10 protein-coding genes are annotated in these 12992 nt (G+C 74.6%); 7 read left to right on the forward strand and 3 right to left on the reverse strand.

The annotated features are described in order from the left end of the window. The first annotated feature begins 115 nt into the window (after positions 1-115). Positions 116-256: a hypothetical protein gene (locus FM110_RS14020; protein WP_159457943.1), complete on the forward strand. Its 141-nt coding sequence runs from the start codon at positions 116-118 to the stop codon at positions 254-256. A gap of 200 nt (positions 257-456) precedes the next feature. Next, positions 457-1119 carry a winged helix-turn-helix domain-containing protein gene (locus FM110_RS01570; protein ID WP_087102021.1) on the forward strand — a complete coding sequence of 221 codons (663 nt, stop codon included), beginning with the start codon at positions 457-459 and terminating at the stop codon, positions 1117-1119. A gap of 618 nt (positions 1120-1737) precedes the next feature. Here the strand turns inward: FM110_RS01570 and FM110_RS01575 are convergent. Continuing rightward, positions 1738-2649 (reverse strand): protein phosphatase 2C domain-containing protein, encoded by a 912-nt coding sequence (locus FM110_RS01575; protein WP_087102022.1) that lies wholly within the window; start codon positions 2647-2649, stop codon positions 1738-1740. Positions 2650-2743: 94 nt separating this feature from the next. Between FM110_RS01575 and FM110_RS14400 the strand changes: the two genes are divergently transcribed. From FM110_RS14400 to FM110_RS01590, 3 genes are all read left to right on the forward strand, one after another. Further along, the gene (locus FM110_RS14400) at positions 2744-6289 is read left to right on the forward strand and encodes a DEAD/DEAH box helicase (RefSeq protein WP_234991832.1); all 3546 of its coding nucleotides are present in this window, start codon (positions 2744-2746) and stop codon (positions 6287-6289) included. Beyond that, the gene (locus FM110_RS01585) at positions 6286-7233 is read left to right on the forward strand and encodes an SWIM zinc finger family protein (RefSeq protein WP_087102024.1); all 948 of its coding nucleotides are present in this window, start codon (positions 6286-6288) and stop codon (positions 7231-7233) included. The genes FM110_RS14400 and FM110_RS01585 overlap by 4 nt, the downstream gene beginning before the upstream one ends. A gap of 136 nt (positions 7234-7369) precedes the next feature. Continuing rightward, positions 7370-8968, forward strand: a complete 1599-nt coding sequence (locus FM110_RS01590) for a serine hydrolase domain-containing protein (protein ID WP_087102026.1) — start codon at positions 7370-7372, stop codon at positions 8966-8968. Between the two features lie 98 nt (positions 8969-9066). On the opposite strand, the gene FM110_RS01595 is transcribed toward FM110_RS01590, so the two are convergent. After that, entirely contained in the window at positions 9067-10767 is a 1701-nt protein-coding gene (locus tag FM110_RS01595; protein ID WP_087102028.1) for a serine/threonine protein kinase, read from the reverse strand. A 142-nt stretch (positions 10768-10909) separates the two neighbouring features. Here FM110_RS01595 and FM110_RS01600 point away from each other — a divergent pair, with 142 nt between their 5' ends. Both FM110_RS01600 and FM110_RS01605 read left to right on the forward strand, forming a co-directional pair. Next, positions 10910-11164: a hypothetical protein gene (locus FM110_RS01600; RefSeq protein ID WP_087102030.1), complete on the forward strand. Its 255-nt coding sequence runs from the start codon at positions 10910-10912 to the stop codon at positions 11162-11164. Between the two features lie 4 nt (positions 11165-11168). Continuing rightward, positions 11169-12068, forward strand: coding sequence for a hypothetical protein (locus tag FM110_RS01605; RefSeq protein ID WP_087102032.1), 900 nt, complete (start codon positions 11169-11171; stop codon positions 12066-12068). Between the two features lie 143 nt (positions 12069-12211). Here the strand turns inward: FM110_RS01605 and FM110_RS01610 are convergent, their stop codons facing one another. After that, the gene (locus FM110_RS01610) at positions 12212-12775 is read right to left on the reverse strand and encodes a hypothetical protein (RefSeq protein WP_087102034.1); all 564 of its coding nucleotides are present in this window, start codon (positions 12773-12775) and stop codon (positions 12212-12214) included. Between the last annotated feature and the right edge of the window lie 217 nt (positions 12776-12992).

Raw genomic sequence — 12992 nt, forward strand, 5'->3', positions numbered from 1 at the left:
CCGCGCGCCCACCGCCCGCTCATCTCTCCCCCGCCCGCCGGTTCATCCCCGTTCACGATGCCCACGATGTGAACGCGTCCTTGCCGCAGGCGAGACGGTCGGGCACTCTCGTGGCATGACCTCCGCCGCACACCGTGTCGAGGCCGCCTCCCCGGTGGCCTCCGCCGTGCTGCCCGCGGGCGCGATGCCCTCGATGCGGATGTCGATGATGCACATGCAGATGATGCGCATGCTGCAGCGTCAGCCGAGCCTCTGAGCTCGAGAATCCACGGCGAGAGCCACGGGGTCGGCTGACAGGAGCCGGCCGAGAGGCGCGGGCTCCAGGTGCCGCCGGGAGCACAGCCCCACGCCGCGACCGCCGATCCGCCGCAGGATCGTCACGACGCAGGCTCGGGATCCCGGGAGCCCCCTCAGCCGCTGAGTGCCGTGCGCTCGTGCCCCCTGGAGACCAGCATCATGACCATCGCCCTGGACCGTCCCGTCACCCTCACGATCGACCTGCCCGCGGGCACGCCCGACGTCGAGTCCGCCCGCCTCGCCGATGCCCTGCGCCAGCAGGCCCAGCGCCTGACCGCGGGGCGCCGGGCGCGGGCCAGCGTCGACGTCTCCTCGCCCCACCCGTTCACCGCCGCGGGGCCCCGCTCCTCGCGGACGCTCGGCCCCGCGGCGACCGCGACCGCCCCGGCGGCACCGGCGAGCACCCGCCGCCCCGGCGTCGTCTCCCCGTCCTCCCCCGCGCGTCGCGACGTGGAGATCGCCCGCCGTCGTGCCCTAGCGGCCACCGCGGTGAGCCCCTCGGCCGCGCCCGGCCCGACGACTGCCCTGGTCATCGACCTGTACGGGCGCCGCGTGCGCCTCGACGGCACCGACATCGAGCTCACCTACAAGGAGTTCGAGCTGCTGGCGCACCTGGCCGGGCGGGCGCGGAGCATCGTGTCCCGCGACGATCTCATGGCGACGGTGTGGGCCGACGCCGAGGGCGACACCGGCGAGCGCACGGTGGACGTCCACATCCGCCGGGTGCGCACGAAGCTGGGCCGCTACCGCCGCCTCATCTCGACCGTGCGCGGCGCCGGGTACCGCCTGGACCCGGGCAGCGACGTGGCGATCATCGGCTGAGGAGATCGGCAACGGCGAACCGGGATGAGGCGTGGACAATTGCACGTCCCGGCTTCCGTACGGCGGGCTCGGTACAGGTGATTCGACGCCCAGGACCGGGTACGAGGGGCCCATCCGCGGTGGCCTGCCCACGGGGCCTGTCGAGCACGGGCACTATGGCGGGGGCTGCGACGATATCGTCGCAGCCCCGCCATAGCGCCACCACTCGACACGGCCCGCCCCGAGACCCCGCAGACGAGCGAGCGGCCCGGAGCTCTCTCCCGTCATACGGGGGGCTCACGGGCCGCTCGACGACCTGTCGTCCGTCAGGGGGTGGGTGCGGGCGAACAGGCGGGACGAGCCACCGCAATGGTGGGGGAACCGGATCGGCGGCTCATCCACCGCCTTCCCCGAGGGGGGTCTGGGAAGGCGGAGCTTATGGGGTTGTCAATCGGTGCTGCGCCTCGAGCATCTCCGGATGCGGTGATGTCTCGAGTCCTGTGAGTCTAGGACCCCGGTTCGAGCGCTGTAAACGCAGGCGAGGGCCGAGAAGGTCAAGATTTCACCAAACCTCGCGGGGGCGGGTGTCCGCGACCTGGGGAGACGCCCGGAATGCCCCACCGGGGTATGCGCGCAAGGTCACTCTCGGGGCGCGGAGCGACCGACCGGGTGGATGGCGATCGTGGCGTCGTCATGCGGCTTGCGGGGACCTGCGCCGCACTCGACCAGGCGGTCCTCCGCGGTGCGGATCTCCGCGATCAGCGCCTGCGCACCCCCTGCCGTGCGGCACCGCCGCGCGAGGTCGGCGTCGTCCCCCAGGTCCAGCAAGTCCACTGCGCGCGTCACCCCGTCGGAGACGAGGATCGCGGCATCGAGATCGACGAGGGGCGTCGCGCCGATGAGGGCCTGCTCGGCGGCCTCGGGCTCGTGGCGCGCGAGCCAGAATCCGCCGGGGGCGTTGCGCTGGGCCTCGACGGCAGCGGGCGTCCGCTCGCGCGCGGTGACCTCGTCGACCCGCAGGTCGGTGATCCGGCGGACGCTCCCGTCGCGGTGGAGCAGCAGGAGGGATGAGTCGCACAGCACCAGGTGCTCCAGCATGCCGTCGCGCTCGCGGACGGCGACGACAGTGGCGGACGGGCCGCCGCGCTCGAGGTCGCAGGTGTCCGCGTGCAGGGACGCGACCTCGGTGATCGCCTGGGCGAGGGCGTCGCGCATCGTGAGCTCGGGGTCGGCGAGGGCTGCGGCCAGGGCGTCGGTGAGGGCGTGGGAGTACCAGGCGACTGAGTGCGAGCAGCCGGCGCGCCAGGCGGGACCGACACCGGCGCCGTCGGCGAGGACGGCGATGCCCGGGGCGAGGCGGGCGGAGTCCTCGTTCGGGGCATCTGGGCGCGCGGGGTCGGTGACGACGACGGCGGGAGTGGCGGGTTCAGAGGCGGCGGGCCTCGGGGCGGCAAGGGCCGGGGCCGACGGATCGGAGGCGACTGGCCGTGAGGTGGCGGGAGTCGGGGTGGCGGGATCGGGGACGGCTGCGGGCTGCGATCGGACCGGCATGCCTCCACGCTAACGGGGCGCCGCGCTTCCTCCACAGGTCGCTCTCCTCCACCGAGGTGCTCGTCCGTCGGGCCCCGCGCCTACCCTGGGTCCCATGCCCGCACGCCGCCTCCACCTGGTCGTCGACGCCGATCTCGGCCCGGCGCTGTGGGCGCGCGAGCAGACCGGTCCGGGGCGGTCGCGCGCGCTGGAGGATCTGGCCCCGCTCGCCGCGGGCGCGCCCGAGCCGCTGCAGACGGCACTCGCGCCACTGGGCGGCCGTCTGCGGCATCGCGTGCGCCTGGCGTCCGGGGGTGCTGCGGGCGGCGACCGGCGCGTGCCCGCCCGCGCGCTCGCGCCGCGTGAGCTGACCGCGCTGGTCACGGCGGTGCACGACCACCTCGACCGCGCCTCGGCCGCCGATGCCCCTCCCCTTCTGGAGCGTCTGGCCCCGCTGCTCGAGGCCGGGTCGTCGGCACGACTGACCGATGCTCTGATCGCGATGCCCGATCTCCTCGCGGCCCTCCCCGCGGACGAGGCTGCCCGCGTGCTGGTCGAGGCACGGCATGTGCTGCCCGTCCTCGAGGAGCGCTTCGGGCGGATGCGGGCCCGGTGGGCGCCGATCGGAGTCGACGGTGCGCGGCTCGAGGATCCGCTGCTCGGGGCCCTCGTCGATGCCCGGGCGCGTCAGGTGCTCGATGAGGTGCTGGCGCCCACCACGTCCGGGGCGCTCGCGGCCGGCGCATCCAAGCAGCCCGCAGTCGAGACATCCACGGCGCCCACGTCCGGCGCGTCCACCGCGCCCGCGGTCGACAGCGTGTCGCAGGCGCCTGCGGCAGCCGGAGTCCCCGAGCCCCAGGACCCGCTCGGCCTGCTCGCGGCCCTGTCCTCGAGCGCCGCTCCTGTCGACGCCGACATCCCCGTGGCCCGTCGCGTCTCCACCGCGTTCGACGCCTTCGCGACGTCGGCGCGCGCCACGGTGCAGCTGGCGTCGACGGATCTGGAGCTCGTGGTGCGTCTGCACGAGCCGCCCGTCGGCACGGCCTGGCCGCTGCAGACCTGCCTGCGGGAAGCGGACGGCACGGTGCACCCGGTGGCGGATCTGCGGGCCGTCGGGGATCTCACCGCCGCGGGCGCGGTGGAGGCCGCCGGGGAGATCCTGCGCATCTCCCCCGTGGTCCGCACCGCCGCCTGGGACGACACCGGTGTCGACTGGCTGCTGACCACGGCGGAGGCCTCGACGTTCCTGGCGCGCGACGCGCAGCTGCTCGAGGATGCGGGCGTGGTCGTGATGCTGCCGCGGCAGTGGACGAAGGTGCGCGCGAGCGTCCGCGCCGAGGTCGCCGATGCCCCTCCGGAGAAGACCGGTCCCGGGGTGGGGCTGCAGGCCATGGCCTCGTTCCGCTGGCGCGTGGCGGTCGGCGAGACCGAGCTGACCGAGGACGAGATCCAGGAGATCCGCGACGCCCAGACCGAGCTGGTGCGCCTGCGCGGGCAGTGGGTGCGCCTGGACTCGACGACGATGCGCGCGGCCGAGCGCTTCCTCGACGCCTTCAGCGCGAAGGCGCGGCGACGGGTGCGCGACGGCGGGGAGGACGATCCCGGGCACAGGGCGACGCCGGCGAGCAGCGGCACGGGAAGCGGAGCGGCCGTGAGCGGCGCGGGAGCGGCGAGCCCGTCGGGGTCGCCCGCGTTGCGCGGGATGTCCGGCCCCTCCGCCGCCGTCCCGCGCGGTGACGGCGGGCCGCACGGTGGTGCCGGGATACGCGAGGACGTCGAGCCGCGCGGGTATGCCGAGCCGCGGAGGGATGTCGGGACAGGCGGCGACGATGCCAGGACCGGCGGCGACGGCGGGCCGCACGGGGACGTCGGCCCGGGTGCACCCGGCACCGAGCCCGTGCCCGCTCCGGCGCCGGCCACCGCGGCCCAGGGCGACCTGACTCTGCGCGAATGGTTCGCCCTGCTGGGCGGCGAGGCCGCCGAGGGCACGGACGTGGACGCACTGGACGTGGGCGGGGAGATGGCGCGCCTGCTCGACGCCCATGCGCAGGCGCCCGAGCTGCCCGCCCCGGCCACGCTGCGGGCCGAGCTGCGGCCCTACCAGCGGCGGGGCCTGGACTGGATGTGGTTCCTCGACTCCCACGAGCTGGGCGGGATCCTCGCCGACGACATGGGCCTGGGCAAGACGATGCAGGTCCTGGCGCTGCTGTGCCGGGAGCGGGAGGTCGCCGCCGAGCGCGGGGAGACCGTGGGTCCGACGCTGCTGGTGTGCCCCATGTCGGTGGTCGGCTCCTGGCAGCGGGAGGCGGCGACGTTCGCGCCCGAGCTCGCGGTGCACGTCCACCACGGCGGGGCGCGGGTGCGCGACGCCTCCTTCGTCGAAGGCGCTCGCGAGATGGACCTCGTGCTCACCACGTATGCGCTCATGGCCCGCGATCTGCCGTTGCTGCAGCGGGTGCCGTGGCATCGGGTGGTCCTGGACGAGGCCCAGCACGTGAAGAACCCGCAGACCGCCGTCTCCCATGCGGCCCGCTCCCTCCCCGAGGGGAGGCGCCTGGTGCTGACGGGCACGCCCGTCGAGAACCGACTGGCGGACCTGCACTCGCTCATGGAGGTCGCCAACCCCGGACTGCTGGGGCCGCTGGCCCGGTTCCAGGAGCGCATCGCCACGCCCATCGAGACCGACGGCGATCCCGCGGCGGCCTCGCGTCTGGCGCGTCTGACCGGGCCGTTCCTGCTGCGGCGCGTGAAGACGGATCGGACGATCATCCGCGACCTCCCGGAGAAGACGGAGATCACCCAGAGCGTGAACCTCACGCCCGAGCAGGCGGGCCTGTACGAGGCGCTCGTGGCGGAGATGATGGCCGAGATCGATGAGGCCGGGCCCGATCGGCGCCGCGCCGTGGTCGTCTCGACGCTCACCAAGCTCAAGCAGGTGTGCAACCACCCGGCGCACTTCCTGGGCGACGGATCGGGCCTGCTGCGCGACGGCGCCCACCGCTCCGGCAAGCTCGAGCTGGTGGACGACCTGCTGGAGGCGGCCTTCGCCGAGGGCGAGAAGGTGCTGCTGTTCACCCAGTTCACGACGTTCGGGCACATGGTCGCGCCGTACTGGAGCGAGAAGTTCGGCATCGAGATCCCGTTCCTGCACGGCGGCGTCGCCAAGGCGGACCGCGACACGATGGTCGCCCGTTTCCAGGAGCGCACCGATGAGCCCGGGGCGATGCTGCTGTCCCTGCGCGCCGGCGGCACCGGCCTCACGCTCACGGCCGCCAATCACGTGGTCCACATCGACCGCTGGTGGAACCCGGCGGTCGAGAATCAGGCGACCGACCGGGCCTTCCGCATCGGCCAGCGCAAGGACGTGCAGGTGCGCAAGCTGGTCTCCGCGGGCACGGTCGAGGAGCGGATCGACCGGGTCCTGGCCGACAAGGCGCAGCTCGCGGATCTCGCCGTGGGGTCGGGCGAGGGGTGGATCGCGACGCTGGGCGATGACGAGCTCGCGGCGCTGCTGTCGCTCGATGCGGGCGAGGTCGACGCCGCACCTGACGAGCGGGGGCCAGGGGCCGCGGGCAGCGGTTCTGCATACGACGGCGACACCACGCAGAACGGTCGGACCGAACAGGGCGGCGGGGCTGACGGGCGAGGAGGCCGACGATGAACGTCCCCCTGCGCTCCCGACGCGGTCAGGTGGGCACGAGCCCGCTGGCCGTGTCCCTGCGCGAGCTGCTCGAGGCGCAGATGCCGCCGTCGCGCGCGACCTCCGGCAAGCGCGCCGCACGGGCCGGCCACGTGCAGTGGATCGACATCGCCCCCGGGGCGGCCCGCGCCGAGGTGCGCGACGAGATGACCGGCAACGGCGTTCTCGCCCGGCTCGACGTGCGGCCGATCCTGCCCGGGGACCGTGAGGTGCTGCTGCGGATCGCCCACGCCCATCCGGAGCTGCCGGCGCTGCTGGTGGCGGGGCAGTTCCCCGCCGATGTCGCCGCCGAGCTCGAGGCCGAGGAGATCTCCCTGCTGCCGCGCGGCATCGAGGAGCTGTCGCACGACTGCTCGTGCCATGACTGGCCGGGACCGTGCGTGCACGTGGCCGCCCTCGCCTACGTCCTGGTGGAGGCGGTCGACGCCGATCCGACCGTCCTGCTGACCCTGCGCGGGGTGACCCTCGAGGACCTCGCGGCGCCGATCCCTCGCGGCGGGGCGAGAGCAGGCGCGGAGCGCAGCAGCGCGGGGGCAGTCGCAGAACGAGCCGGCGCGGGGGCGGCCGCAGATCGCAGCGGCGCGGGGGCGGCCGCGGAGCGCGGGGGCGCAGCGGCTGGCACGGAGCCCAGCGCCGAGCCGATGGTGTCGGATCGCGAGGCCGCGGCGCCGGGAGACGATGAGCCCTCCGCTCCGGCAGACGCCTCCGACACCCCTGACACGTCCGAGGCCCCTGATGCGTCAAGCGCACCTGGCGCTCACGACGCCCCCGAGGCTCCGCGCTTCGACCCCTCCCGCGCCGACGCCGCGCTGCTCGTGGACGCGCTGGGCATGGACGTGGCCCGCGTCCTCGCGCGCTTCTACGGCGCGGCCGACCCCGCGGCTCCCGACGCACCCGGCTCCTGAGCAGCGCCACCGATCCCGCAGCTCCCGACGCGCCCGGCTCCTGAGGGCACAACCGCTCGCGCAGGCCCGGCTCGCTCGGCGCCTGCCTGACGGCGCCCGTCTTCGTCCGTCCCACCCCCGTCCTACAGTGGACGCCATGCCAGCTCACGACGCCGCCCCGCAGTCCCCCACGCCCGCACCCACCGCCGCGCAGTCCGGCGGGGCGATCCCCGCCGATGTCCTCGCGCGGATCGAGGAGCTCTTCGAGGGCGCCGTCACCGAGAACCGGACGGCGGGCATCGCGTGGGCGATCGTCGGCGGCCACGCCCATGAGCAGGACGTCCTGGCCGCAGGAGCCGCCGGCGACCAGGAGCTGCGCGACGGCTCCCCCGCCCCGGGCTCGCGCCCCGTGTCCGTCGACTCGATCTCCCGCATCGCATCGATGACCAAGTCGTTCACGGCCGCGTCGCTCCTGCGCCTGCGCGATGAGGGCCGCCTGCGCCTGGACGACCGCATCGAGGAGCATGTCCCCGAGGCCGCGGACCTCCTGGACGGCGACGCCGCGGGCATCCCGATCACGCTCCGCGACCTGCTGACGATGAGCGCCGGTCTGGTGACCGACAACCCGTGGGGCGACCGCCAGGAGGCGATGACCCGCGAGGACTTCGCCGCGATGCTCCGGGGAGGCCTCGGCCACAACTCCCGGCCCGGCACCGGCTTCGAGTACTCCAACACGGGCTACGCCATGCTGGGCCGTGTGGTGGACGAGGTCTCCGGCACCTCGTTCATGCAGGACATCACCGAGCACTGGTTGCGGCCGCTGGGCATGGCCGACACCGTCTTCTCCGTCGAGGAGACCGACCGCGAGCGCCTGGCGATCGGGCATCGGAACGCCGACCGCGACGACCGCACCCGCTTCGAGCCCGTCCCGTTCAGCGGCCCCGGCGTCTACGGGGCGATGGCCGGACTGTTCTCCACCTGCGCGGACATCGCCCGCTGGACCCGCTTCCTCGCCGCGGCCGATGCTCCCGTCGGCACCCCGGCCGCTTCCGCGCACGAGGACCTGCTGTCGAGCGCGAGCCGCCGCGAGATGCAGCAGCTGCATCGCGTCCAGATCGGCGCCGAGCTCCCCGCGGGCGAGGACGGCGCCTCCCCCGGCTTCGGCTCGATCCGCGGCTACGGCTACGGCCTGTTCGTCGAGCGCCTCCCCGGTATCGGCGACGTCATCTCCCACGGCGGCGGTTACCCCGGCTACGGCTCGTTCATGTGCTGGCATCGCGACTCCGGCGTGGGCATCGTGGCGCTGGCCAACGCGAAGTACGCCCCGGCCTCCGTGCTCGCGATGCAGGCCCTGCAGATCCTCGCCGCGGAGACGGACCTGCTCGCAGCCCGTCGGCCCGCGCCCGCGCCGCGCGCCCTGGAGGCCGCCGAGGCGGCCCTCGCCTGGATCCGCGAGGCCGATGATGCGGTGGCCGATGCCTGGTTCGCCGACAACATGGACCTGGACGTCCCGCGCGCCGAGCGGGTGCGTCGCCGCGACGCCGCCGTGGAGGCCGCGGGCCTGGGGCTCGACGCTCTCGGGGACCTCACGGCGGGCGATGCCCTCGCCGTCTCGCCCGCGCATCTGCAGTGGCGCGTCGACGGGGCCTCGGCGGAGCATCCGGCGCTGCGGATCGACATGATCATCGACCCGCGCCGCGCCGGTCTGATCCAGGCGATCGACCTGGCGGTATCGGACGCCCCGCGCAACTACTGAACGGCTGCGCGGTGCCCCTCACCCACGCACGCGGGCGAGGGGCACCGGGGCGTCAGCGGACAGGCTCGGCCATCACCGAGGGGTCGGACTCTGCGGGCTCAGCTGTAGACGTAGGAGCCGTCGGCCTGGCGGGCGCAGGACAGGTACGCGCCGTCCTTCGTGGTCCCGATGACGCCGAGCTCGGCCATCGAGCACTCCTGCCCGTCCTCGACGGTCGCGAAGCTCAGGTCCGTGGAGACCGTGGACGACGGCGTCGGGTCGGCGCCGTCGCTCCCGCCGTCCGAGAACACGCTGAGGAGGATCGCCGCGATGATGCCGCCGACCACGATCGCGGCGCCGAGGCCGGCGAGCACCGCGATGATCGTCGGGCGTCGGGAGGATGACGGCCCGGCGGCGCGGGAACCCGTCCCGGGGGCCTGCTGCCCCGTCGCGTGCTGCTGACCCGTCGGGACCGCGCGGGGTCGGACGCCCTGCGGGGTGGTGCCGCCGGCCGCGTACTGCTGGGAGAAGCTCCCCTGCCCGGGCGCTCCCTGTCCGCGGAAGCCCTGCGCGACACCGGCGACGCCCTGCGCGGCCGGGCCGCCGGGACGCTGGCCCGTCTGCGGGCTCGCCGACGGGGCCGAGCCGTAGGGCGAAGTCCCGACCCCGGAGCCGCCGCGCGGCGGGATCGACGGCTGCTGCCCGGCGGGACGCCCGGGGCCCTGCGCCCCCGACGCCGGGGCACCGGGCCCCTGGGCGCTGTGCCCTCGGGGCGTCATGGCCTGAGCTCCCGGAGTCGGCATACCCGGTGCCTGGGCACCGGGCCCCTGGGCACCGCTCGCCTGACCGCTCATCACCTGGGCACCGGGCGTCTGGGCGCCGGGCGCGTAGCCGCGGGCCACCTGGCCCTGGCGGATCTGCTCCATCGGCGCGGCCGCGGCGGGACGCTGCGGGCGGGCGGCCCCGGGGGCGTCCGGGGGCAGCGGCGGAAGGGTATCGGTGATGACCAGCGGCTTGCCGTCGGCGAAGGTGAGCGGGTAGCCCGCGGGCACGCGCGGCAGGGCGGCGCGCGCTGAGGGCGCATCCGCGAAGCGCTCCTGCGGTCGGGCCGCGAGCATGCGGCGCAGCACGGCCGCGAGCTTGGGCGAGACGTTGCGCAGGTAGCGGTCGAGCTCCTCGGGGCGGAAGGCGCCGTCGTGCAGCTTGATCGGGCCGTTGAGCGCCATCAGGGCGACGACCCCGGCGGCGTAGACGTCGTGCGAGGGCGCGGGCTCGGCGAGGTCGAACAGCTCGGGCGCCATGTATCCGGGGGTGCCGTTGACCATGCCGACATGCGTGAAGCGCACATCGGCCTCGTGCACGGCGATCCCGAAGTCCGCCAGGCGCGAGCGCGGCCATCCCTGCCCGGTGACCTCGAACATCAGGTTCGCGGGCTTGACGTCGCGGTGGATCCAGCCCTGGGAGTGGACCATCGCGAGGCCGTCGAGGAGCTGGTCGAGGATCACGACGACGGCGGGCTCGGCGAGCGGCCCGCGGGAGCGGACGATCGACTCGAGGGTGCCGCCGGAGACCAGCGGCATCGCGATGACCACGTGCTCGTCCTCGGCGCCCCAGCCGTAGGGGGTCAGCAGATGCGGGTGGTCGAAGCTCACGCCCTTCTCGCGCACGAAGCGCATGAGGTCGGCGGAGTCGCGCTGGCGCAGCACCTTGGCGGCGCACACCCGCTGGGTCTTGGAGTCCCAGGCGCGCCAGACCGACCCTGAGCCGCCCTTGGCGATCAGGTCGATCAGCGCGAAGCGCCCCACGATGACATCGGCCATAATGCCGCCAGCATAACGGGAGGCCTCCCCTGGCCGAGCGCCATCGCCGATCCGCCCCTGTGCCCGCCGCCCCTGTGCCAGCCGCCCCTGTGCCCGCGCGCACCCTCCCCGTAGACTGCGCTCGACGACGAGAGGGGGAACGATGCTCGCGGATGATGCCCTGTGGAGCCTGGGGCTCCCCGATTTCGCCCTCATCGGCATCTTCGCCGCCGTGATGGTGCTCGCCTCGATCGGCATCGTCGTGTGGGCCGCCGCCGTCCCCGAGAAGGCCCCGGAGCCCGAGGTCGACCACGCCGGAGAGATCGTCGCCCGGGCCCGCGCCCGCACCGAGCAGGTCGAGCACGACCTCGAGGACCAGACCGGGCGCTCCGACCCGGCCGTCGCCTGGACGCGGTGATCCGATGAGTCGGCCCCGCCCCCGCCGCCGGAGCGTCCCGGTCCGCCGTCGCGCCGCCGCGCTCCTCGCCGTCCTGGCCCTGGTGCCGCTCTCCGCCTGCGACGGCGGCGGCGATGCCGACCCGAGCCCCACGCCGACGGCGCTGTCCTCGCTGCGCGATCCCCTCGCCGACCTCGACCGGGGCCGCTGGGAGGTGGTCGACGCGCCGAGCATGATGGCGATCCCCGTCGACGAGGAGGGCATCGACAAGGCCGCATGGGCCGCGGCCGGGGTCGATGACGCCCGGATCCGCGCCGCGCGCCAGGCCCTCGCGGACTACGTCACGACCGCGTACATGCAGCCCGATGCGCTCCGCGAGACCGATGACGCGGCGGACCGGAAGACGATCGTCGACGCGTCGCCCACCGACGCCTGGGCCGAGGCGATGAACACGGGCTGGGATGAGGGGAATCGACAGCTCTACGGCACCGAGTTCGCACCGGACTACCGCGTGGTGGGGCGCCCTCGCGCGGTGGTCCACTGGTACCTGACCGAGCGCGAGGACCTGCGGCTCGTGGAGCTCGGCGGCACGATCGCCTACACCGTCCTGAACACCCGCACGGGCGACATCGGGATCTTCGCCCAGCGCGTCTCGGCGGCGGTGGTCCCCGGGGTCTCGGATGACACCCCGATCGACCGCGGCGACTTCCAGATCCTCCTGGCGGGCAACGACATCTGCGCGACCACCGACGCCGGGGGCCTCGTGGTCCCGGCGATCTCGGACGACGAGGCCGCCGCCTCGGCCCAGTCGGAGACCCGGCACCGGATCATCGACAAGCCGGACGTGAGCCGCACCGACATCGCGGCCGAGGAGGGCGGGGCGATGCAGTTCGACATGACCACCGTGGTGCCCTGCCCGAGCTGACCCGCATCGGGTGAGCGCCGGTTGAGCACCGGTGCAGGGGCGCCCGCCCTCTGCGGGTTCACGACGGGCGCCCGGGCGAGTGAGGCGGTGCCGTGCGAGTCTCGGCCGCCCTGTGCGGGTTCACGGGCGCCCGTCGCTGCGGGTCAGTCGCGTCGCGTGATCGCGGTGCGCAGGCGCCGCCACAGCCGCCGACGCCTCCCGAGCCTCTCCTCGAGCAGACGATCGCGGAGAGCATCCAGGTCCGGGGACAGGTGCGTGGCGTGGTAGGCGCCGTCGTGGACGGCGGGATGCGCGGGGACGGCCGTCGCCTCGGCGGGAGAGACCTCGAGGCCGAAGGCGATGCGCACCTCGCCGGCGCCGTCGGCATCCAGGACCACCTCGGTCGCATTGCGCCCGGCGGCGTCGTGCTCGTCCAGCCAGGCGTCGATGCGCTCGCGGGCGGCGGTGACCTCGCCCTGCGCCTCGGGTGCCGCCTCGAGCGCATCGGCCAGCGGCATCACGACCATGTTGCCCTCGCAGTCCAGCAGGGCGTGGATGACCTCGTGCGCGCCCGCGGGGCGTCCGGCCTCGGTGAGCGCGAGGCGCTGGAGGACGTAGCGGACGGCGTGCGGCGGGGCGACGGCGTCGAGCGCGGCCCGCAGCTGGTCGAGGCCGTCGACGTCCCCGTCCACGGGCACCGAGACGTCGCGGGGCAGGCGATCGCTCATCGCATGCGGACCTCGCGGGTCGGCACGAGGGCGCGCAGGAGCGGGGCAGGGCGAGGGCGCGTCACGTGCCCAGGGTAGACGGGCGGGCGAGTGCGGCTCGTCAGATGAGTCCCGATGCCGCCAGCGCGGACCGGGTCGGGCCACGAGATGCCCACGTTGCAGCGGATGGTGGAGCTCCCGTCCGCCCGGGATCGCGGCGGACGCCGATGCTCCGACA

Source organism: Brachybacterium nesterenkovii, assembly GCF_900163655.1.
Lineage (GTDB): Bacteria > Actinomycetota > Actinomycetes > Actinomycetales > Dermabacteraceae > Brachybacterium > Brachybacterium nesterenkovii.